Origin of the sequence: Pseudoteredinibacter isoporae (assembly GCF_040372805.1) — a bacterium.
GTDB lineage: Bacteria > Pseudomonadota > Gammaproteobacteria > Pseudomonadales > Cellvibrionaceae > Pseudoteredinibacter > Pseudoteredinibacter isoporae_A.
This window is the reverse complement of sequence record NZ_BAABWJ010000001.1, coordinates 472,603-496,029: the sequence shown is the minus strand read 5'-3', so window position 1 is coordinate 496,029 and position 23,427 is coordinate 472,603. Positions and strand designations below refer to the sequence as shown.

Here is a 23,427-nt window from a genome sequence, read left to right as displayed (position 1 = left end):
GATGCCTGATTATTGTTTCCTAAGTATGACCAGGCCTCATCTCAGGCATCCCGTCCTCTTTTGCCGCTTGCTTTCGTAAAAGCAGACACGTTTTGGTGCGGTATGCCCGCTACAGTCTTCAGGCAGCTTATTTTTACCATTAGCCGATGGGGTATGTTTTATATGGGCACAGTGAATCAAGCCAGTCGCTTTCTGATGCAGGCTAGCCTTGGTGCCAACCGCTCGACAATCGAGCAGTTGGCTGACATGGGGCCAGAAGCCTGGCTGCAGCGACAATTGAATGCCAAGGCGCCGGAAGCGGGAAAGTTTCAGCGCAACACCGAGCAGATCTGGCACTACTTTCGTGGAGAGTTACTGAACGCTCATGGTAAGAGTGCCCTAGATGGCGATGGGAATAACCCGGCCCTGCCGTATAAGTGGTATTTTCATATGGCCTGGTGGCAGGATGCACTCAGTGAGCAGGAGCATCTTCTGCGTCAACGGGTGGCTCAAGCGCTGAGTGAGTTGCTGGTGATATCCGATAATTCCTCATTGGAACTGGATGCCATCGGCATGGCAAGCTTTTACGATCTGTTGTATGAGAATGCCTTTGGCAGCTACGCCGACTTGCTGTACGCCGTTTCCATGCATCCGTGTATGGGGGTCTACCTGTCCCATATGAATAACCAAAAAGCGGTGCCGGCCAAAAACATTCATCCGGATGAAAACTACGCCCGCGAAATCATGCAGCTGTTTTCCATCGGTTTGTTCATGTTGAACCCCGACGGTAGCTTGCAGCGAGACGAGCAAGGCAACAGCATTCCGAGTTACCACAACCGCGATATTCGAGAGTTGGCGCGCGTGTTCACTGGCCTGACTGCAGAGAGCTATCGCTATGAATGGAGTAATCGTTTTTGGTCAAGCAGTTACAACGGTCAGCCAGTTGGCTTTGATGACGGTGTTGAAAGCAGTTACAAAACCGTGCCTTTTGTGAATATGCGTAAGCCTATGGTGGGGCATGAGTCTCATCACGATCGTGGACGCAAGGAATTACTGGATGGTTTTATCAAACTACCGGGCGGGCAGTCAGTCAGTGAAGAAGTGCGTGAAGTGGTCGATCGTCTGGTTGCTCATCCGAATACCGCGCCATTTGTCGCCAAGCATTTAATTCAGCAAATGGTGACCTCCAATCCTTCCGGAGATTATATTGCTGCGGTCGCGGAAAAGTTCGGGGCACGCGGTGATTTGGCCGCAACCATTCAGGAAGTACTGAGTTACCCTTTGCGTAACTCTGTGAACGATACTAAGTACCCAGCCCAGCGTGAAGAAGATGGTCGCAGCTTACAGCCGCAAAAGCTGAAGTCGCCGTTGTTACGCCTGACGCAAATTCTGCGCGCGTTTAATGCCAGCAACCGCAGCGGTCATCTTTGGTTGATTGGGGATGATATTCAGGAGGCCGTCCAGCAGCATCCGTTGTCAGCGTCTACGGTGTTCAATTTTTATAAGCCCGATTTTGTGCCGCAAGGCATGTTAAAAGATATTGCCGAAGTTGCGCCTGAGTTTGAAATTCACACTTCAGCAACTTCAATTGCGTATGTAAATCTGATGTATTACTGGTTCTTTGGCAAATATTTGCCGGGAGTGAGCACTGAGATCAATCAAACAGATAATATCCAAAATGCCCCAGAATTGAATCCAGACTATCTGAATAACGTTGAACAAAATAAATTGCGCCTGGACTTTAGCGAAGAAATTCAAATCGCTCGTAATCCCGAGAGGCACGATGAGCTGATTGATCGTATGAGCGAATTGCTACTGGGTAAACGTCAGGCGGACATCAAGCCGGCAATACGCGAAGCGTTCCAGAGTTATCGCTTCAATCCAGAATGGGTGGTACAGACGATTGCTTTTATGCTGACCATTTCACCAGAATTCACCGTGTTGGAGGTGTAAGATGTTAAAGAATCTAACGCGTCGTCAATTTGTTCAAGGCAGCATGGCCGCGGGTCTTGCCGCAACGGCAGCGCCGACCTTTGCTCTTCCTGCTGTCGGGAATCAAAATCCACCTCCGCTCAATATTGATCAAGGCAAGCGTGCGCTGGTTTGTATCATGCTTGATGGCGGCAATGACAGCTACAATATGCTGGTGCCCCATTCGCCTTCCCATTATCGGGAATATGCTCAAAGCCGTGGTAATCTTGCGCTGGCAAAAGACAGTCTGCTGCCCTTGAATAATTTTCGAGACCGAGACGGACGCGAGTTTGCATTGCACCCGTCCATGCCCGAAGTGGCTGAGCTCTTCGAGCAGGAAAAGCTGTCTTTTGTAGCGAATATCGCGCCATTGATTGAGCCCACAAGCAAACAGGCATTTTTGGATCGCAGTGCACGTGTGCCATTGGGATTGTTGTCCCATGCAGATCAATTCAAGCACTGGCAAACCTCGCGCCCGGACATTCGTGTGCAACAAGGTTGGTTTGGCTACTTTGCCGATGCCATACAGGCGCAAAAGAAAGCAGATCAGATCCCAATGAACATTTCATTGGCGGGCTCGAACATTATGCAAAATGGTCGGCACAGCACCCACTACTCAATTACCGGGACGGGCAGTGTTGGTTTGGTGGTCAATGAAGAAGAGAGCGATTTGAATCGCGAAATTTTGCGCAGTTTCGAAACGATACTGAACACTTCTTATAGCGGCGATCCGTTTAAACAAACGTATTTATCCATTACACGTGAAGCACAGTTGCAGCATCGAAAGTTCAGTGAAGCAGTTGAAAAAATCAGTTTGCCTATCGAATTCAGCCGCAGCGATTTATCTCAGCAGTTGTCAAAGGTTGCGCAGTGTATCGCAGCTTCGGAAGAACTGGGCCTGCCTCAGCAAACGTATTTTTTGCGTTACATCGGTTGGGATCATCATGACGAGTTGTTGGCCAATCAAGCTCGCATGTTGAGTGTGTTGAGCAAGGCTATGGGAGAGTTCCAGCAGGCATTGGAATTAATGGGGCTGTCCGAGCAGGTGTTGAGTTTTACGGGCTCAGATTTTGGTCGCACGTTAACGTCGAACGGCAATGGCAGCGACCATGGCTGGGGTGGCCACTGTATGGTCATGGGGGATGCGGTTAAAGGCGGCAAAGTGCTGGGGCAATACCCTGCATTGTCTTTGGGGGATGACAATCCATTGGATGTTGGTGGAGGTGTGTTGATTCCTACGTTGCCGACTGATGTTTTGTTTGCTCAGCTGTCTATGTGGTTTGGCGTGAAGGAACAGGATATTCCTATGTTGTTTCCAAACTTACACAATTTTTCAGGGTTGAGTAATGAGCCCTGGCCTCGTCTGGATTTATTGAAAAGCTAATGAATACTCTTGCTCTTACGGCGCCCACTCGATTGGGTGCCGAAAACCATTTGTTGAATGATCTCAAGCCTCAATGGCAGTCGCGAATGGCCACAGCCACTCGCCTTATTCGTCAGCGTTTTAACGAATCGATTGATTGGCATTGGCTGGCGCAGCAATGTGCTGTATCGCCCAGTCATTTCCACTATGTTTTTAAAAGCGCTTTTAATGAAGGCCCTGGGCAGTTTCAACGTCGTATGCGCTTGCAGTACGCGTTGAGCCAGCTTCAGCTCAGTGACAAAAGTGTAACGGATGTGGCGTTGGAATCGGGCTTCTCTTCATCTCAGGCTTTGGCAAAGGCGCTGCGCAGGGTTCTTGGTTTGAGTGCTTCCGATGTGCGGCAGCTCTGTTCGCAACGAGATGCTCAGGTTTGGTTATCACTCTTGCCCAAACTTGGACAACCCCATCCGGATTTTCCGGAAAGCCTGGATAACTCGTTGTTAGAACGCATCGATATACGCTTGGAGCAACGAGGCGAACGTCATCTGTATCTGTATGAAGCCAATGCCCGGTCGGTAGGGCAAATTTATTGCGCTTGCAGTAAATACCTTCCACTCAATTGCGATACGGTGTTGGTGTATTCTCCTTGGGAAGCCTGTTCAGAGCCGGCCCAGTCCAGTTATTTCTGGGGCTATGAGGCCAAACCTGAATTGGCGAATCATCAGGTTCCTGCGCGGACTTATTTGAGTGCGACCGTCGTGATTGATTCTGAAGCGTCGTATCTTATGGTCTGGGAGGCGATCTATCGGCGTATGCTGGAAGAGGGGTTGGAGATTGATCAGGAAGCTTATCTCTGCGATGAACTTGCGGTGCAGCAGCGCGACGACGGTGGTATGTTGATTTCAATTGGTTTGCCAGTAAAACCCTGCAGCTGATTTCCCTGAGGGAATAAAAAAGGCCTGCTTGCGATACCGCAAACAGGCCTTTTCTTTTATGCCGGCATCAAATTGAGCAGGTCAGCTCACCCAGACGCTCGGTCAGTTTTTTGTTTTCGCTGTAGTCAATCGGAATGACGACCAGGCTTGGGCCATCGGTAGCAAAGGCGGTTTTCAATGCGCCCTGCAGGTCGCGAGAGTTTTCAACCTTCTGAGCATGCCAGCCAAAGGCTTCCGCCAGAGGCACCCAATCCGGGTTGCCGAAGTCGAGATCGGTATGCTTACCGAATTCATTTTCCTGCTTCCATTTAATCAGGCCGTAACCGCCGTCGTCCCACACCATAACGGTCAGATTCAGATTCAAGCGGCGAGCGGTTTCCATCTCCTGCATGTTCATCATAAAACCGGCATCACCGGAGATGGCCAGAATGTTGCGGTCTGGGTGCACAATGCTCGCAGCGATGGCGCCAGGCAGGGCAAAACCCATGGAGCAGAAACCATTGGGGATAAGACAGGTGTTGGGCTCGTGGCATTGGAAGTGTCGGGCAATCCACATTTTGTGTGCGCCAACATCACTCAGAGCGATGTCTTCCGGATTCATCACAGCGCGGGCATCCCACAGGGCTTTCTGTGGACGAATAGCCCCTTCGGTGTCATCGTCTTTATGCTTCGCCAGTTCGGCACTCATGTCGCGGCGCACCGCAGCTTGCTGAGACAAGTCAAAGTCCAGCTTATCCGCGCCGTATGCATCAACGCGTTCGTTCAGCATCCACAAGGCGTGAGCGAGATCGCCGACAACTTCCGTTTCAGGATGATAATGCTCGTCAATTTCCGAAGGCAGGAAGTCGATGTGCAAAATGTTTTTATTCTGATCGTTGTTCCAGAGTTTCGGGTGATACTCGACCATATCGTAGCCAAGGGTGATCACCAGGTCTGCGGCGTCCAAGGCGCAGGCGGGAATGTCCTTCGCACCCAGGCCGATGGTATAAAGGCAGTAATCCGCATTCATATCCACACAGCCTTTCGCCATAAAGGTGCTGACAACACCAATACCGGTTTTTTCACACAGTAAGCGCAGTTGTTTGGAGGCGCGGGTACGGATACAGCCGTTGCCCGCAATAATGACAGGGCGCTTGGCGTTTTTTATTTGCTCGAAGGCCTGATCCATAATCTTGTCGGCAGGTACCGGGCGGCGAGCTTTGCGAACCGATAGGGGAATTTTGTCGACGGGCAGCTTTGCAATATCTTCGGGCAGTTCAATATGCACAGCGCCCGGCTTTTCGGTTCGGGCGAGGCGTACAGCTTTGCGAACAATCTCGGGAATATTCTCTGGGTGCCATACCGTGGTGGCCCATTTGGTCACGGGCTCGAACATACCCACAACATCCATCACCTGATGGGATTCTTTGTGCAGGCGGGTTGAAGCGCCCTGACCAGTAAGCACCAGCATGGGCGCCCGGTCCATATTGGAGTCGGCGACACCGGTGATCAAATTGGTCGCGCCCGGGCCCAAAGTACCCAGACAGCCCGCAGGGTTACCTGTCAGACGCCCGTAGATTTCGGCCATAAATGCCGCGCCCTGTTCGTGTCGCGTGAGGATAAACTTGATCTTCTCGGACTTTTCCAGAGACATCATAAAGTCGGCATTTTCTTCACCGGGTACACCAAAGATGTACTCGATTCCTTCTTCTTCGAGGCATTTGACCATTAGATCCGATGCTTTCATCGCGCGGTTCTCCTATTGGTTGAGCGGCAGCGTCAGGCTTATGAAAAGTAAGAATTCGTGCTCCCAAGGCTCAGCTTAAGATGTTTTGTTTACTGTTCAAGCATAGACTATGTGAGCTGTTCTGCACATTTGGCAAAATTTATGACTGTCATAGCGCAGGCGCAAACATCTCCGTAATATTGGCGGCTGAAACAACCTTGCATCATCATTGCTCCTGATTATCGAATTGCAGCGGGGCCTAGAGTTGACGGGGGCATGCTGTCACAATAGGGCCTTTTGGCATGATCTGCCGCACTTACTATAAGAACTTATAAAAAGTACACAATAAGTACACTACAAGAACAAGAGACGAGACATGAGATCACGATTGGGCAAAATGCTGCCATTACTGTTCATAACACCGATGTGTTGGGGGGATTATCAGGCGCAGCAGATCCAGCAGGCTGAGCAGATTCGAGTAGCCGGGGACATGGCCTGGGGCGGCATTAAGGACTGGCAACTGAGCAATGGCCGTGTGTGTGCCGTCATTTCCGATGTGAAGCACGAAGGTGAACTGGCGGCTACGGGAGGTTATCTGACCGATTTCGGCTTCTGCCAACAGCCGGGGGAGGGCTTTGGCCAGCTCTATTTCGCAATCAATTTAAGCGGTACCAGCTCGCCAGCCTTTTATAAAATGGAGGCCCAGCAGGGCGACGATTTCGCCCGCGTCCTGGGGTGGGCAAAGCACGGCGGCTTCGAGCTGCAGGTGAGCTATGAGTTGAATGAGGACAATGCCGATAAATTACAAATCAAAGCTGAGTTAAGTCATAAAGAAGATGTGGATGGTTTCGACGCCGCAGCCTTTGGCTTGGTGAATCTGAACCGGGGCAATAAGGTCTTCAGCACCTCACTGGATGGGCAGGGACCATCGCCGGCCTATGAGCACAAACCATTACCCAGCGGATTGCTGGATGATCTCGGTGGCCTGGTCGGAGTCGATATGATTCTGAGTTTGCCCGATGCCGGAAAGCATCCGATGGTCTACGGCCAACACATCAAGAATGCTTATCTGCTGTCGGAAAACGGCGAGAAAAGCCAGCTGCCCAGCTTTGTCGGGGTAACAGAATCTTATTCCGCCGCGCTGACCTTCACTGAATCTTTTGTGTTCGATAACGACGGTGTTTTTCTCGACCCCTTAAAGCTGCTGGAAACCCAAATGGCGGATCTGGAGCTTGGTGAAACCCTAGTTGTGGAACATGAGATCAGCCTGGCTTCCGGGCGTGACGCGGCCTCTGTATTGAATCAATACTGGGATAAGCAACCGGCGGTGAAGTTGCAACTGCCGACTGCGGGGTTGTCGGTGTTTATGCAACGTGAGGCCGATGGGGCGGTAATCAATCACGCCATCAGTGATGTGGACGGACGCATTGCCTTGAGAGCGCCGGCCGGTAAGTATCGCCTGAGAATTGAAGCGCAGGGTCGGGTGTTGGCTGAACAAGCGGTTGATTTGCAAGCCGATATTGATCTGCCCAGTCCCGAATTAAAGGCCCAGGGGACACTGCGTTTGCCCCGGGGGCAAACTATGCGCTTGAGCTTTTTTCCTGAGGAAGGCCAATCCGTCAATTTTTCTCGCCAACCCTTCGGTTTCAGTACCGGGGGGCATCGTGAGGCTCCGGTTATTGATGTGATGCTCGCTGGGACAGAATCTGACCCTGACGTGATTTCCCTGGCGCCTGGTCGTTATCGTGTATTGGCCAGCCGAGGACCGGAGTATTCCGCTCATATGGTCAAACTGACGATCGATGCGACCAAGGAAAGCAAGCTCAGCATTACGGTACCGAAAGTGGAAGTTGCGACGCCCAATTATGTGCACGCCGATTTGCATACTCATGCGGCCCCAAGTTTTGATAACAGCTATCCTCAGGAACAACGCATTCGCAGTTATGTTGCACAAGGCGGAGAGGTGCTGGTGGCGACTGAGCATGAAACCATCTACGACTACCACCGCGATATCGCGGAAATGGGCTTGAGTGATCGTTTGGCCACGGTCACTGGCACCGAAATCACGGGCTTGGTGCAAAGTGAAGTCGCCCCCCATACTTTGGGGCACGCCAATGCATTCCCGCTGCAGATGCAGAAAGGGCAATACCGTAGTGGTGCGCCAGCCCATGAGAATAAGCGTTGGCGCGACGTTATTGCCGCGGTGCGCAAAAGCGATCCCGATGCCGTAATGCAATTGAATCATCCGCGTGTGATTTATCAAGCGGGCGAAATATCTGAGCCGGGCAGTCAACGTTACAACGAAAGCTATTTAATGCATCTGTTGGACGGGCGGGGTCATGATCCGAGTCAGCCTTTAACGGCTGAGCAGAATCGTAGTTTGATCGAAAAAGATCCTGAAACCGGTGTGCGAGATATTGATTTCGATGCGATGGAATTAATTAATGGTACCGGTGCTGGCCTGAATTCCTATGAGCAGCTGCGCAAAGACTGGTTCGCCTTTTTGAAGCAGGGCGTCAGGTTGGTGGGTACGGCCACCAGTGACTCCCATGGGCAAACCTATGGTGAAGTGGTGCTTGAGCCACGAACCTTGATTTACATGGCCAATGACGACGTCAGCGAATTTGATCAAGACCATTTTATTGCAGGAATTAAACGCGGCAATATGTATGGCACGACTGGGCCACTCTTGGATATCGCGCTGAGAAGCGGTGATCAGCAAGCCATGATGGGCGAAACTTTAGGCGCGAAAGACGCGGTATTGGCACTGACAGTGAATGCCGCCCAGTGGATCGATGTGCACACCCTGCGTATTTATATTAACGGTGAGCTCTACCAGCAAATGCCGATCAACAAGGGGCAGGAAAACCTTTTGCCATTAAGCTTTGGTAAAGACAGTTTTGTTACCGTGGAAGTGGAAGGTGACCGTAAGGGACTCTATGCTGAGATTGTTCCGGTGATGCCGCCTTTTGCTTTCAGTAACCCAATTTATGTGGATGCAGATCAAGATGGCCAATGGCAAGCCCCTGGCTTATAACAATTCTCTGAGGAATTTCGGCATCGTTGGTGTCATCTTTGCGATGATGGGTTTTCTGATGCTGTTTGGTGCGGGGCTTTGGGCCCACTCTGTATACAAGTTTAAAGCGAGTGCTGTGCTTGTTGAAGGGGAGGTCATTGATCTGCTGTCCCGCAGCGGTTCCGATTCGACCACTTACGCACCAAAGTATCGCTTTATGGTGAACGAGCAACAGGTTTACACCGTTGTGAGTCGCAGCAGCTCTAATCCACCAGCGTACGATATCGGTGAAAAGGTTCCGGTATTGTACGATCCCACCGACCCGATGGACGCGCGCATTGATGGTTTTCTTGGTTTGTGGTTTGGGCCAACATTAGTGGCGGGCATGGGGACGGTGTTTTCTTTGGTCGCCTTGATTCCTGGAATCCTGTATTGGCGCCGTCGAAAAGACGTTGATTATCTCATGCGTCAGGGTATGCCTGTGATGGCAGAGTTTCAGAGAGTTGAGCAGGATGACAGCGATAAGAAAGGCAACACGGTCTTTTATATTATCGCGCGTTGGCATGAGCGTGACGTCAATCAAGTGCACGTCTATCGCAGTGAACCCTTAGGCTTTGATCCCAGTGAGTTTCTGAGTCCCAAGCAATTGATTACCGTATTGGTTCACCGGCAAAAGCCGGATGTGTATTTTGTCGACACCAGTTTTTTACCCCAGCAACGAGTCTAGGGTTGCTTAAAAAAACAGCGCCTCAGCAGCTTGATTTGCCGCGTACCGCGGCATTTGATATATAAGCTGCTGTAGCGCCAGAAAGATTGTAGGAAGTGGCATGTCAGATTTAATTGGAGTTCAAGATGCGGACGAACGCATCTCTTTAAAGGAATATACCGAGAAAGCCTACCTGGATTATTCCATGTACGTCATTCTCGACCGGGCTCTGCCCAATGTAGGTGATGGTTTAAAGCCTGTTCAGCGTCGCATTGTTTACGCGATGAGTGAGTTGGGATTAAAAGCCAGTGCGAAATATAAAAAGTCAGCGCGTACCGTCGGTGATGTAATTGGTAAGTTTCACCCACACGGCGATTCGGCGGCTTATGAAGCGATGGTGTTGATGGCGCAGCCGTTCAGTTATCGCTATCCATTGATTGATGGTCAGGGTAACTGGGGTTCCCAGGACGATCCCAAGTCTTTCGCTGCCATGCGATATACCGAATCCAAACTCACTAAATACTCGGAAGTATTGTTGAGCGAGCTGGGTCAGGGCACGGTCGATTGGGTTCCCAACTTTGATGGCAGTATGGATGAGCCTGCGGTCATGCCTTCCCAGGTACCCAATGTATTATTGAATGGCACCACGGGTATTGCGGTGGGCATGGCCACCGATATTCCTCCGCACAATTTGCGCGAAGTGGTGACGGCAACCATCCATAAACTGGAAAACCCCAATGCCACCACCGCCGAGCTTTGTGAATTTGTTCAAGGCCCGGACATGCCCACGGAAGCTGAAATTATCAGCCCCAAGGCCGATCTGCAAAAAATGTATGAAACCGGCCGTGGCAGCCTCCGAATGCGCGCGGTGTGGTCTCAACAGGACGGCGACGTGGTTGTCACGGCGTTGCCTCACCAGGTCAGTGGTGCAAAAATTCTGGAGCAGATTGCGCAACAGATGCAGGCGAAAAAGCTGCCGATGGTAGCCGACCTGCGCGATGAATCGGATCATGAAAACCCAACTCGACTGGTGATTGTGCCACGTTCCAATCGTGTTGACGTCGACGCAATGATGAGTCATTTGTTTGCCAGTACCGATCTTGAACGCACCTACCGTGTGAACATGAACATGATTGGTATTGATGGCCGTCCTGGTGTGAAATCACTGGAAACCATTTTGTCCGAGTGGTTGAGCTTTCGCATGGTGACGGTGCGTCGCCGCTTGCAGTATCGCTTGTCTAAAGTCGAAGAGCGTTTGCTGCGTTTGGCTGCCTTAATGATCGTGTTCCTGAACGTGGATGAAGTGATTCATATCATCCGCACTGAAGATGAGCCCAAGCCTATTTTGATGGAACGCTTCAATCTGGTAGAGGCCCAGGCCGAATATATTCTGGATACCAAGCTGCGCCAGTTGGCACGGCTGGAAGAAATGAAAATCAAAGAAGAGCAGGAAGCCCTTGAGAAAGAACGCGATGACCTGAACAAGACCTTGGACAGTGCTCGTCGTTTGAAAACACTGGTGAAAAAAGAGCTGCAGGCGGCGGCTAAAGAGTTTGGTGACGACCGCCGCTCACCTATTGTTGCCCGTGAAGAAGCCGCGGCATTCAGCGAAACGGATTTGTTGGGCAGTGACCCAGTGACGGTGGTTATTTCTGAAAAAGGTTGGATTCGCGCCGCTAAAGGTCATGATATCGACCCATCGGCACTGAACTATAAAGCGGGCGATAAATTTAAAGTCGCTTGCAAAGGCAAGACGAATCAGAATGCCATCCTGCTCGACAGCACCGGGCGAAGTTATGCTCTGCCAGCACACACCTTACCTTCTGCTCGTGGCCAGGGCGAACCGATTTCCGGCCGACTGAACCCACCAAGTGGCGCCACTTTTGTGTCTACCATGATGGGGGATGCCAAACAAAAAGTGTTACTGGCCTCAGATGCTGGTTACGGTTTTATTGGCACGATGGGTGATCTGTTCACCAAAAACAAAGCGGGCAAAGCGGCACTGACCTTACCGAAGGGCGGCCGAGTACTGCCAGCCACCCCGATTCATGGCGGCGATGAGCCTCTCATTGTGGCAATCAGCAATGAGGGTCGCATGCTGGTATTCCCATTGAGTGAGTTACCGGAGCTGGCGCGAGGCAAGGGTAACAAAATCATGAACATTCCTTCTGCGCGGGTTCAATCCCGGGAAGAGTTTGTGGTTGCGGTGCAAGTGCTGAGTACAGGTCAACAACTGAAAATTTACTCAGGCAAGCGTCATCTTGGCATGAAGAGGGCCGACCTTGAGCATTACAAAGGCGAGCGTGGTCGTCGTGGCAATAAGTTGCCGAGGGGCTTCCAGAAAGTCGATTCTGTGGAAGTGGTCGAATAGACTGTTTTCTTATTAGGTTGGTAATGAGCCTATAAAAGGCGAGAATTTTCTCGCTTTTTTATAGGCGCCATATTCAAGGGCTGTCAGGCCGCCTCAGCTTTCTTATCGCTGAACTGCCTGGCGATTCGCACAAATTCAGCTTCGCAAGCTAAAAAGGCATCGATCACGCTCGGATCAAAGTGCGTGGCTGTACCTTCCAGAATGATCGTTTTGGCCTCATCATGACTTAAGGCGGGTTTGTAAACCCGAGCACTGATCAACGCGTCGTATACATCCGCCAGCGCCATTAAGCGTCCCGACAGTGGAATGTCTTCGCCCTTAAGCCCGGCGGGGTAACCACTGCCGTCCCATTTTTCATGGTGGCTCAAACTGATTTCCTTCGCGATACGCAAAAATGAATTACTGCCCAGCTGCCGCTCGGCCACCGCCAATGCATCGGCTCCGATTTGTGGGTGCCCTTTCATTATGTCGAATTCTTCTTCTGTCAGCTTGCCGGGTTTAAGTAAAATGCTGTCTGGAATGCCCACCTTGCCAATATCGTGAAGTGGGGCGGATTTATACAGCAGCTCTACGGTTTCGTCGTCAAGTTGTGCCGCATACGCTTCATGGTTTCTCAATTCCAATGCCAGGGCTTTTACATAATTCTGAGTACGTAAAATGTGGCCGCCGGTTTCGTTGTCACGAGTTTCTGCAAGACTGGCCAAGCCGAGAATGCTGGCGTCACGAGTCACGCTCAATTCGCGACTGCGTTCTGCCAGGGCGGCGATGGTTTGGTTTGTGTGCAAAGCCATTAAACCAAATTCATCGTTACTGCTGACAGGCACTTCGGCGCGCAAATCCCCCTTTGCTACGGAAGCCAGTGCCGCCTGCTCCATGCCGATGAACATCTTCAAATTGCCCGCGTAGGCAAAAATAATGCGCAATACATACACCATGATTACCGCAACGACAAAAGCCACCTCCGTCAGAATGTAACGTTGGGCAGTTGCGAGCGGTAAATCATCGCCCACTTGTTGCAACCATTGGAGATCTTTATTGATCACCATAAACACCACGCCAATGACGGCCATGGCACACACGCAAGCGAAGTGGCTGAATTTATGAGTGAGTGGATAGGGATCGCAGTCCGGCGTAATATGCTCGCCACTGAGGGCAAGTTGCCTGGCGATGGTACGCTCCAACAACAAGGCTTGATCACAGGCAATGAAAAAGCCGAGGATTGCCATTCCTATCAACACTTTTAAACCGCTGTCCAGCGGCGATTGGTAGAGCAGGCGGAAATAAATTGCCAACACAAATCCAAACAATAAAAACAGGCTGATATCCAAGGTAAACTGACGTTTAACCCGATATTTCAGTTCTGCCTTACCCACAAGCCCGCGCAGAGCGTAGCGCCCGACACCGACCAAGGCAAAGCTGAGCATGATAGGAATCAGTAGAGCCCCGAGGCTCAAACTGTCGAGAAAGGGGCATACCTGGACCCCATACAAACCGAACAGGGCTGCGGCGACCAGATAGTGTTGGCGATAGCTTTGTGTCATGATGCGAGTGATGATGAATATCCGCTAGTGTTCAAGTTATGTCGGCGGCACAAGCCCCGGCTTGAAGATTATTTCCCATGCCGATGGGGGTAGACAGCGGCTGAGCCGCGAGGAGTCTGTAATGGCGAAGGTACTAGGTGTCGGAGGTATATTTTTCTTTTGTGAGGATCCCAAGGCTCTTTCGTCTTGGTATCAGACGCATTTGGGTCTGCCCATTGATCCGAGCTATGGAGGTTGTGCCTTGCAGGCATCGGATATGCCGGAGAACGGTTATACCGTCTGGGCACCGTTCACCCAAGGCAGCGATTATTTCAAGCCGTCTAAAAAAGACTTCATGATGAATCTGGTGGTGGATGACTTAGCTGCCGCTCTGGAACAGGTGAAGCAGGGTGGGGCCGAATTGATTGGCGAGCCCGAGTCCCATGACTATGGTGATTTTGGTTGGTTTATGGATCCGGCCGGAAACAAAATAGAACTCTGGCAACCCAAGAGTTGATGGAGTGTGCTGGCCTTTGAGGGCAGCCCGATCAATACACAATACGATAAACAACGATAAGAACATCAGAGGTGACGATGTCCGAGTACCCCTTTATCCCTTTGGATTTTAAACCAATGCCGGAAGCTGAAATGAAAGCCAAGGCTGAATCGTTTTATGACATGATTAAACGTCGCCGCACCGTGCGGGACTTTTCTTCAAAACCTGTACCACGTGCCGTGATTGAGCATGCACTTAAAGCGGCAGGTACCGCCCCCAGCGGGGCTAATAAACAACCTTGGCATTTTGTGGTGATCAGTGATGCGGAAACCAAGCGCGAAATTCGCCTGGCCGCCGAAGAGGAAGAGCGTCAGTTTTATTCCGAGCGTGCGACGGAGGAATGGTTGGAAGATCTGGCCCCACTTGGGACCGATGATAAAAAACCTTTTCTGGAAACGGCGCCTTATCTGATTGCCATCTTCCTGCAGAAGTTTGAATACGATGAAGACGGCACCAAGCACAAAAACTATTACACGGCGGAGTCGGTTGGTCTGGCGTCGGGTTTTCTGATTGCCGCGCTGCATCAAGCAGGGCTGGCAACCTTGACTCACACTCCAAGCCCGATGAAATTTCTAAACAAAATCTGTAAACGTCCCGAGTACGAGCGCCCTTATATCCTTCTGGTTGTTGGATATCCGGAAGAGGATGCTCAGGTTCCGGATATCACAAAAAAACCGCTTGGTGAATTCACAAGCTTTATCGAATAAAACAACAAGAACAACACGATCATGAAAATACTGAAGTTTATTGCCTATGTGCTTCTGGCAGTACTCATCCTTGGGGGGAGTTTTGTTGCCCATGAGTGGTACGCCAAACCTGTCTTTATCAATAATTTTTTCAACCGGGAAGTGCTTAAGCAGGCCTTGAAAAGTCCTGAAATGCTGAGTCAGCTTCATATGCTGGAAAACATCGGCGTGCGTGGCCACAACCGAGAATTGGACGACGAAAGCATTGCCGCTGGCGATGCGATGCTGGCCGACCTGAAAGCCGCCAAAAGAACTTTGGATGAGTACAACGACGCTGACCTCAGTGCGTCGGAAAAACTGTCCAAAGATATCGCCAACTACTTATTCAGTTCGGTTGATGATTTTGAAAAGTACCGCTTTCACAATTATCCCGTGAATCAGTTATTCGGTGCCCAGAACGGCTACCCGAGTTTTATGGAATCTACCCATGAAATTAAAGTGGCCGAAGACGCCGAGAATTACATTGCTCGCTTAAACGCAGTGGGGAAAAAATTCCAGCAAGTACTGGATGGTCTAAAAGAGCGTGAAAAACGCGATATTTTACCTCCACGCTTTGTGGTGGATCGCGTTTTAGAGGAAATGAACAACTTTGTAAACACGCCGGCGAAAGAGAATATTCTGTACAGTAATTTGGAAAAGAAAACCTCTGAAATTGAAGGCTATGATAATACTGAGGTTCTGGCTCAGGCGGAATCGGCCATTCAGAAGGAGGTGTACCCGGCCTACCAAAACTTAATTGATTATTTCGATGCCTTGCGGGACAAAACCACCGAAGACGATGGTTACTGGAAGCTGCCCGACGGTGAAGGTGCGTATAAAGCCGCTCTGCGTTTATTCACGACAACGGAGTTGACCGCAGAAGAAATTCACGCGATTGGTCTGGCGGAAGTGGATCGGATTCAGGCGGAGATTCTGGCCATTCTGGCTGAGCAGGGTTACGACACCCGCGCTGGTTTCAGTGCCGCCATTGATGAAATGGCCTCTAAGAACGAATTTTATTATCCCGACACCGATGCCGGTCGCGAACAGATTATTGCAGACTATCAAACCATACTGGATGAAGTGAATCAGGGGTTAGGGGAAACCTTCAGCCTTCGACCCAGCACCACTGTGGACGTTAAACGCATTCCGGAATTCAAAGAGAAAACCTCTCCAGGGGCTTACTATCAGCCACCCGCATTGGATGGCTCTCGACCGGGGCAATTCTTTGCCAATCTGTACGACATTAAAGCCACACCCAAATACAGCATGCGTACTCTGGCGTACCATGAAGGCATACCCGGCCACCACTTTCAGGTCGCGATCGCTATGCAGCTGGAGGGCATGCCTTTGTTCCGTCGTTTCTCACCTTTTACCGCTTACGTTGAAGGTTGGGCGCTGTATGCGGAACAGCTTGCCTGGGAGCTGGGTTTTCAGAACGACCCCTTCGATAATATTGGTCGCCTCCAGGCCGAATTGTTCCGGGCGGTGCGTTTAGTGGTTGATACCGGTATTCACGCGAAACGCTGGACGCGACAGGAAGCGATTGACTATATGATCGCGAACACCGGTATGGCGGAATCCGATGTGGTTGCTGAAATCGAGCGGTATATCGTCATGCCTGGGCAGGCCACCTCATACAAAATTGGCATGATGAAAATTCTGGAGTTGCGTGACAAAGCCAAGACGGCGCTGGGCGATCAGTTTAACCTGAGCGATTATCATGATGTGGTGTTAAAAAATGGCGCTGTGCCGCTGGATATTCTGGAACAGCTCGTGGATAACTACATTCGCGAAAAACAGCAATAGCCTCTGAGGGCTTCGCTTGCCGGTGCTGACACTGGCAAGCGACTTGAACTTCGGGATTCCTGTTCTCTTCTTTTCATTCCTTTCTCTCCATTTGTCTGCTGCTTCGCGCGCCTTTTCTTGTTCATATGAGATCAAGATTGGCTCTGAGCTTTCTGAGTTTGTCCGGTGGGGCATTATTTTTGATCTTCTAATGCAAGTCAGGCTTGTTAGATAAATAAGAATAATTGATAATTGCATTTCTAATTGATAATTATTTGCAGGTGCTTCGCAGCCTGTTTTATTCAGTAATCAAGGCCGATTATGACTCTCCATCTCTTTGCCCTGGGGCTTTCCGCTCTGGCGGTGCCGCTCTTTTATGGTCAGCACCCTGTTCGACATATCCCTCCTAGTATTCAGCGCTTGTTAGCGCTTACTTTCATTGTGGTGGCTGCGGTACTGTGGGGGTTGAATGTCGGTTGGGAATGGGGCGTGCCTTTTCTGTGTTGCGCCCTGATGATTTCAGGCTTCGCTTGGGTGTTGATCTCACGCCGTTGGCAAGATTTTGTATCCACCTATCAATGGTTGAACCTGGCAGTAGCTGCTGCAGGGGCCGTAACCTGGTTTGGGGGGCTGTGAAATGAGTTTCAGTGGAAAAGCTTTAAGCGGTGCCATTGTATTGGGCTTGTTGTTTGCTCTGTTCACAGCGGTATTTCTGGCGCAGTTTCTCCCTTTGGAAAAAGCTCTGCATCGCACCTTCTGGGCAGGTTTGTCTGTCCCACTCACTTGGGCTTGGGGCAGTTTGTGGCTCTTTAGTCGAGAGCACTTTGCCCGAGCCGTGTGGCAATTATTGGGCTTATCAATCTTGCTCCTGCTGGCGGGCATGGGAGGAGCATTGTTATGAGTGATGCAAAAGAACGAGCATTCTTTCAAGGCTTGATGCGCAGCCACAAGCAGTTGGGTGTGCTATTGGGTCTATTTATTTTTGCTCTGTGTTTTACCGGTACGATCAGTCTTTTTCACAGTGAACTGGGCATTTGGGAGAACGCGACCCTATCCAGTGTTGCTGCGCCACCCAAAGGTCATCTGGAAGATCTCCCTGTCGATGGCATCATGCAGCAATCCATCCAGGCCTTCGGCGGCCCCGATGGAAAAGACGTCGAAGTGTTTTTTGTCAGCCAGGATATGCCGGGGCGACGATTTGCCATCAGCGGCACGCATACGGAAAGCGATGAGGCCTGGCACACCAGCTATTGGGATGGGGCCACAGGTGAATTAATTGTTCATCAGGACGGCGGGCTCAGTCATGTCATCACTGAGATTCATACGGACTTCTGGTTGCCTAGCCCCTGGGGCCGATACGCGATTGGTGTGTTGGGGGTTATCTTTATGATGCTGGCGGTTGCAGGCTTGTTGGTGCATCGTCAGTGGGGTCGGGAGAGTGATCAGCTGCGTTTGGATAAGCCCCGTCACAAATGGAGTGATTTGCATAAACTTGCGGGTTTCTGGGCGCTACCTTTTCATATTGTGATTGGTTTCACCGGCGCATTATTGGGTTTGCTTGGTGTTATTCTGATCATGATGGCTTTGGTTGCATACAACGGCGATCAAGATGCAGCCATTGCGGATATTTTTGGTAAGGATCCCGAGATCGCCGACGAATCGGCACCAATCCCGAGCATGATCCCCTTCGTTGAAAAATCACGAGAAGATATGCGTGAAGGGTTTACTCCGCAACAAGTGATGGCGGTTTATCCCGGCGACAAAAATATGTTTGTCCTGATCAATGGCAGCTATCCTCAAACACTGGGTATTAACAGTTTTGCTAAGTATCGAGTGGATACTGGTGAAACAATTAAACTGGTGGACTATATCCATGACAATGTCGCCCTGCGTGTGTATTCGGCCTCCGTGCCTTTGCACTACGCCACCTTTGGGGGCGCCGAAATGAAGTTCTTGTATTTTGCCTTGGGTATGATCAGCTGTTTGCTGCCCGCCACCGGTTTGTTTTTATGGTTGCGTCGTCGCGCTTTTGATTGGAAAGGGCGCGTGGTGTATTGGGGGCTTGTTAGCCTGCCAGTAGCGACGGCCTTTGGTTTTGTGATGGCGTTGATGACGAAATGGTTACCTGTGTTTTCGGTGCTGGACTTTTCGAAAACGGCGATTGATTACGCGGGTGCCGCATTTGTGTTGGGTTTGCTGTTTGTAGCGGTTCAAGCCTGGCGAAGTAGGGCGGTGGAAGCATCCTTTGCGCAAGCAATGCAGCTCGTAGTGGTGTGTTTAACCGCGACGGCGGTTTTGGATATTCTCTTGCAGGCCTGCAAAGGGTACGCGCAGTGGGCGCCACAAGCCTGGGGTGCGGATCTGGTGTTGCTGTTCATGGCTGGTTTGGCGTGTTTTCTGAAAGTGCGCTTGCAGGAAAGCCCTGAACCTGAATATTCACAGGAAGTCGCGGTTTAAGTTTTGATAAGGGGCAAGCTCTGCAGCTTGCCCCGACATGACCGGCAAATTTTATTATGGCTTGGGGGCTTCTCGAACCGGTACAGCAACACCGCAGACATCGACCACGCCGGGCTGTTCCACAAACCAGGGTTCAGGGCGGTTAGCTCTGGATTTGATCATTTCTTTGAAGTCCGCTGAATCGGTTTTCATTGTCTGCCATTGTTTCTGTTCCGTCTTATCCAAATCTGCGGCGACTTTCACAGCCCGAATTGGATTGAAGGTTTGATCCTGTTTGCTCTTTTTTCGTTGTAAAGATTGAAAGGCCTCCATGCCGTCAATGACTCGGCCGAACACGGTGACATTACGATCAAGATAGCGTGGCGCATGCCCCAGCACGACATAAAATTCTGTGCCCCCACTGTCCACGGGATTATTTCTGGCCATCGCGAAAACACCGGGGCAATGTACCATCCAGCTTTCCCCTCTTTTATTTTGGGCTGCTGGAAAACCATCGACGAAGCCGGTCTGTTCGGCAAAGGCATCGTGAAAGCCTAAGGGCGTGAACGCGAGAGAGTGTTGAGTGAAGCGCTCACTTTTTATCGTGCGTTTCGCATGCTTAATGGTTTTTTTACCCGACTCATCACCACCTTGAGCGACAAAGCCTTCCACAAAACGGTAAACGCTCAAGCCATCGTAAAAACCTTCCCGCACCAGTGCTTTAATGTTGCTGACGTGCTCCGGGGCAAACTGCGGGGCGAGCTCGATCCAGGCGGTGCCGGTATCCAGCTTCATGCGCAACAGGTTCTCAGGATCTATGGTTCTCCAGCTGCTGGCTTCGGCATTTTCAACAATGTCGTAGGGCGAGCGCAGTTCCTTAGTGTCTTCGTTGGCATAGCTGATGAAAGGCAAAGCATTCAACAGCGTGATCAGGCCGAGGCTAAGCTTCAGGGCGTATTGGGTTTTATTCATCGTTATTCTCACGGCTTTATGTCAATAGATTGGGTCGAGCGGGTGAGTGTTCTTTACCCGATAGTAACATTAATGGTAGTGTTCGTATATTGTATACAATTTGTATTCTGATCTCGGGAGCCCCCATGAAGACACGCTCATTGTTCCTTAAGTCCTGTGCATTGTTTATTGTTTCTGGCCTTCTTTTAAGTCTCTCTGTGGCCAGTCAGGCCGAAACCAAACGACGTCATGCTTACGCCATAAAAAACGTCACCCTTATTGATGGGAACGGTGGCAAACCTCTGCGCAATCAAAGTGTGTGGGTGGAAGATGGCGAGATTAAAGGCCGTGGCAGGGCAGGCAGTTTGAGTTTGCCTGATTATGTGCAGGTCATTGATGGCCGTGGTAAGTATCTCTTGCCGGGTTTTATCGACACTAACGTTCATGCGTCTATTTATGGCAATGCGCGCCGTAAGGAAACGGTCGTGAAATATGGTGAGCGCAATGATGAACTGGTGTTGGAATTTGTTCAGCGTCAACTGAAACGAGGCGTGACAACGGTGCGCGACAGTTATGGCGCTTTGATGCCGCTCATGAAAGTCCGCGATGATATTCAAAACGGTAAGGCCGTTGGCCCACGTATGTTGGTTGCCGGAAATATTATCGGTTGGGGTGGCCCTTTTTCCCTGACCTTCTCATTGATCAAAGAGTCAGATCTGACCTTATTTCAGCAAAAATGGAATGACAGCATTGCCCAAGGCGTGGGTGAAGAAACCATGGATATGGGGCCAGAAGAATTGCGCAAGGCCATTAATGAATACCTGGACAAGGGGCCCAATTTTCTGAAGTACGGTGGCACCAGCCACTTCGGTTACCCTTCGTTGATTGGTTTCTCACCACGAACTCAAAAGGTAATTGTTGAAGAAGCCCACAAACGGGGTTTGGTGGCAGAAACCCATGCTACCAGTCCGGAAGCACTGCGCATGGCGGTGGAAGCGGGCATCGATTTAATTCAGCACCCGGAGATTTTGAGTCGTCGCTATCCGCAGGATTTGATCGACATGATTGTCAAAAAGGATGTGATTTGTGCAATGCGCAGCAACACCTTTACGGGCGAGATGTGGCAGAAACATCTCGCCCGTCGAGAGGCGGCGCTAGCGAATTTGAAAGATGCTCCGGCACCCAAAACCAGTGCCGAACAACGCGCACGAAACGGTCGTCTCGGTGAGTTCTACGAGATTGAACGTGACAATGCCGTTCGCCTGATTAAAGCAGGTTGTCGTGTGACGATTGCAACCGATAACTACCAGGGGAAGGCTCCCGAGTTTCGTAAGTCTCCAAAAAGTATCGACCAAGAGGCTGGTATTGGTAGCTTGCTGGCGATTGAGGGATTGGTTGAACTGGGAATGAGTGAAATGGAAGCCATTGTGGCTGCGACAAAAAACGGCGCGATTGCCGCTCGGGGTCTCGCAGAGTTTGGTACGGTTGAAGTAGGTAAATCCGCCGATCTTCTGTTACTGGATGCGAACCCACTTAAAGACATCCGTAATATCCGTAAGCAATCCATGGTGATGGCCAAGGGTCGAGTGATCAATGTCGAAAGGCTTCCCGAGCAAGTGATATTTTACACGGGAGTGTAAGGGCCCGGGAGGGTTAACACTAAATAACAATTTAATGTCAGCACTGACCCTCTCTTTCGGGGTATATTGCGGCTTCTCTACTGTAATCAGCAGTCCAAAACATTGAGGAGAAGCTGCAATGCCAAAGGTCTATGGAGTGATATTGTCCCCTTACGTTCGTAAAGTGCTGTTGGCACTGGAAGCGAAAGGGGTCGCGTATGAAAATGAAGCGGTTTTCCCTGGTGCCCTGCCAGAAGGTTATACCGACATTAGCCCGCTGGGAAAAATTCCGGCTTTGGTGGATGGTGATTTGAAACTGTCCGACTCCACCGTCATCAATGAGTACATTGAAGAGCGTTATCCTGAGCCAAGCTTGTTGCCTGATGCTGTTGATGCGCGAGCACAGGCGCGTTGGTTGGAAGAATACGCAGATACCGCCTTCTTGAGTGCATTGATTGTGCCGTTCTTTCAGCGTGTTGTTGCACCGATGCGCGGTGTTGAAACCGATGAGGCGGCTATCGCTGAGGCCGAAGCAGAAAGTATTCCGGCCGCACTGGATTATTTGGAGTCCATGGTAAACGGCGCAGAGTTTTTGTTTGATGGCAAATTAACCATCGCCGATATTGCAATCATCTCCCCGATCATCAATGCACACCTTGGGCAATACAGCATCGATGCATCTCGTTGGCCAAACGCTGCGGCTTATGCGGAATTTATCCGTAGCCAGGACGTGGTCCAGAAGCGTGAAGCTGAAGAGCGCGCCATGCTGGGTGGCTAAAGAGTTATTCGTTCGATGAAACTGAGTGTTCTCGATCAATCCCCCTTGCGCAGAGGGGGCAGCGCTGAACAGGCATTTGCGGAAACGCTGGCGCTGGCACAACATGTTGAAGCCCTTGGCTATGAACGCTTTTGGGTGTCAGAACATCACGGTACAGATGCTCTTGCTGGCAGTGCTCCCGAAGTGCTGCTGGGGGCATTGGGTGCAAGCACAGAACGTATTCGCATTGGCAGTGGTGGCATTATGTTGCCGCATTATACGCCCTATAAAGTGGCGGAAGTTGCGGCGACATTAAGTGCCTTGAACCCTGGTCGAGTTGACTTGGGGCTGGGCCGGGCGCCCGGCACCGATATGGTAACCGCCCGTTTACTGGCCCAAAACGGTCAGCCGGATTTTTCTCGCTTTCCCGAACAAACGGCGCAGTTGCAGCGCATTCTACACGATCATCACTTCCAACCGAGCTTACGTCCTCAAGCTGAAATTCCAGCTGATGTATGGATGTTGGGTTCCAGCCCAGACAGTGCGGCATTGGCCGGGCAGTTGGGGTTGCCTTATAACTTTGCCTTGTTTATCAATCCGGCGATGGATGGACGTATCCTGGAGTATTACCGCCACTGCTTTCAACGTGAGGCGGGCCCCGGTCGTCTCGCCCGCCCACACAGCTGTGTAACGGTTAATGTACTGGTTGCCGATACGGAGGAGCAGGCGCACTATCTCGCTCGCAGCCGTTTGGTGTCTTATCTGAAATTTATTTCGGGCAAAACCGATACTGAAATCTGTCACCCGGATGAGGCGGCGATCTATCCGCTGAGCCCGCAGGAAGAAGCGTTTGCCACCCAACGAATGGCCAGTTCTGCCATTGGTACCGCCGAGCAGGTGAAAGAAAAATTGCTATCCCTCGCCAAAGAATACGGCGCGGATGAACTGATGACGGTAACTATCTGCTACGATTTTGAAGATCGAAAACGCTCTTATCAGTTGCTGGCCGAAGCGTTCGAACAAGAATAG

The 23,427-nt window shown here is 50.8% G+C and carries 18 protein-coding genes; 15 read left to right on the top strand and 3 right to left on the bottom strand.

Going from position 1 to position 23,427, the window contains the following annotated elements:
* The first annotated feature begins 162 nt into the window (after positions 1-162).
* From ABWW03_RS02265 to ABWW03_RS02255, 3 genes are read left to right on the top strand one after another with little or no spacing between them, the layout of a single operon-like run.
* Entirely contained in the window at positions 163-1,932 is a 1,770-nt protein-coding gene (locus ABWW03_RS02265; RefSeq protein ID WP_353406099.1) for a DUF1800 family protein, read from the top strand.
* A gap of 1 nt (position 1,933) precedes the next feature.
* Complete coding sequence (locus ABWW03_RS02260) at positions 1,934-3,334, top strand: DUF1501 domain-containing protein (RefSeq protein ID WP_353406097.1); 1,401 nt, start codon at positions 1,934-1,936, stop codon at positions 3,332-3,334.
* Complete coding sequence (locus tag ABWW03_RS02255) at positions 3,334-4,248, top strand: helix-turn-helix transcriptional regulator (protein ID WP_353406096.1); 915 nt, start codon at positions 3,334-3,336, stop codon at positions 4,246-4,248. The genes ABWW03_RS02260 and ABWW03_RS02255 overlap by 1 nt, the downstream gene beginning before the upstream one ends.
* A 67-nt stretch (positions 4,249-4,315) precedes the next feature.
* Here ABWW03_RS02255 and ABWW03_RS02250 read toward each other — a convergent pair whose 3' ends face one another.
* Positions 4,316-5,974: an acetolactate synthase large subunit gene (locus tag ABWW03_RS02250; RefSeq protein WP_353406094.1), complete on the bottom strand. Its 1,659-nt coding sequence runs from the start codon at positions 5,972-5,974 to the stop codon at positions 4,316-4,318.
* Between the two features lie 355 nt (positions 5,975-6,329).
* Between ABWW03_RS02250 and ABWW03_RS02245 the strand changes: the two genes are divergently transcribed.
* The 3 genes from ABWW03_RS02245 (at position 6,330) to parC (ending at position 12,046) form a co-directional block, all read left to right on the top strand.
* A complete protein-coding gene (locus ABWW03_RS02245) occupies positions 6,330-8,990 on the top strand; it encodes a CehA/McbA family metallohydrolase (RefSeq protein ID WP_353406092.1) in 2,661 nt (886 codons plus the stop codon).
* Entirely contained in the window at positions 8,944-9,696 is a 753-nt protein-coding gene (locus ABWW03_RS02240) for a DUF3592 domain-containing protein (protein WP_353406091.1), read from the top strand. The genes ABWW03_RS02245 and ABWW03_RS02240 overlap by 47 nt, the downstream gene beginning before the upstream one ends.
* Positions 9,697-9,796: 100 nt before the next feature.
* Positions 9,797-12,046, top strand: a complete 2,250-nt coding sequence (gene parC, locus ABWW03_RS02235) for a DNA topoisomerase IV subunit A (RefSeq protein WP_353406088.1) — start codon at positions 9,797-9,799, stop codon at positions 12,044-12,046.
* Between the two features lie 83 nt (positions 12,047-12,129).
* On the opposite strand, the gene ABWW03_RS02230 is transcribed toward parC, so the two are convergent.
* Positions 12,130-13,587, bottom strand: a complete 1,458-nt coding sequence (locus ABWW03_RS02230) for an HD-GYP domain-containing protein (protein WP_353406087.1) — start codon at positions 13,585-13,587, stop codon at positions 12,130-12,132.
* Positions 13,588-13,708: 121 nt separating this feature from the next.
* On the opposite strand from ABWW03_RS02230, the gene ABWW03_RS02225 reads away from it, so the two are divergent.
* The 6 genes from ABWW03_RS02225 to ABWW03_RS02200 all read left to right on the top strand — a co-directional run bounded on the left by ABWW03_RS02225 (position 13,709) and on the right by ABWW03_RS02200 (position 19,092).
* Positions 13,709-14,083: a VOC family protein gene (locus ABWW03_RS02225; RefSeq protein WP_353406086.1), complete on the top strand. Its 375-nt coding sequence runs from the start codon at positions 13,709-13,711 to the stop codon at positions 14,081-14,083.
* Between the two features lie 77 nt (positions 14,084-14,160).
* Positions 14,161-14,829 (top strand): nitroreductase family protein, encoded by a 669-nt coding sequence (locus tag ABWW03_RS02220; RefSeq protein WP_353406085.1) that lies wholly within the window; start codon positions 14,161-14,163, stop codon positions 14,827-14,829.
* A gap of 21 nt (positions 14,830-14,850) precedes the next feature.
* On the top strand, positions 14,851-16,656 hold the full coding sequence (locus ABWW03_RS02215; RefSeq protein ID WP_353406084.1) for a DUF885 domain-containing protein: 1,806 nt from the start codon (positions 14,851-14,853) through the stop codon (positions 16,654-16,656).
* Positions 16,657-16,956: 300 nt separating this feature from the next.
* Complete coding sequence (locus tag ABWW03_RS02210) at positions 16,957-17,271, top strand: hypothetical protein (RefSeq protein WP_353406083.1); 315 nt, start codon at positions 16,957-16,959, stop codon at positions 17,269-17,271.
* Between the two features lies 1 nt (position 17,272).
* Positions 17,273-17,536, top strand: coding sequence for a hypothetical protein (locus tag ABWW03_RS02205; RefSeq protein ID WP_353406082.1), 264 nt, complete (start codon positions 17,273-17,275; stop codon positions 17,534-17,536).
* Entirely contained in the window at positions 17,533-19,092 is a 1,560-nt protein-coding gene (locus ABWW03_RS02200; protein ID WP_353406081.1) for a PepSY-associated TM helix domain-containing protein, read from the top strand. Before ABWW03_RS02205 ends, ABWW03_RS02200 begins: the two co-directional genes overlap by 4 nt.
* A gap of 54 nt (positions 19,093-19,146) precedes the next feature.
* On the opposite strand, the gene ABWW03_RS02195 is transcribed toward ABWW03_RS02200, so the two are convergent.
* Positions 19,147-20,043, bottom strand: coding sequence for a peptidylprolyl isomerase (locus ABWW03_RS02195; RefSeq protein WP_353406079.1), 897 nt, complete (start codon positions 20,041-20,043; stop codon positions 19,147-19,149).
* Between the two features lie 125 nt (positions 20,044-20,168).
* Here ABWW03_RS02195 and ABWW03_RS02190 point away from each other — a divergent pair, with 125 nt between their 5' ends.
* The 3 genes from ABWW03_RS02190 (at position 20,169) to ABWW03_RS02180 (ending at position 23,427) form a co-directional block, all read left to right on the top strand.
* A complete protein-coding gene (locus ABWW03_RS02190; RefSeq protein WP_353406078.1) occupies positions 20,169-21,662 on the top strand; it encodes an amidohydrolase family protein in 1,494 nt (497 codons plus the stop codon).
* Positions 21,663-21,780: 118 nt separating this feature from the next.
* Entirely contained in the window at positions 21,781-22,419 is a 639-nt protein-coding gene (locus ABWW03_RS02185; RefSeq protein ID WP_353406076.1) for a glutathione S-transferase family protein, read from the top strand.
* Between the two features lie 15 nt (positions 22,420-22,434).
* Entirely contained in the window at positions 22,435-23,427 is a 993-nt protein-coding gene (locus ABWW03_RS02180; RefSeq protein ID WP_353406075.1) for an LLM class flavin-dependent oxidoreductase, read from the top strand.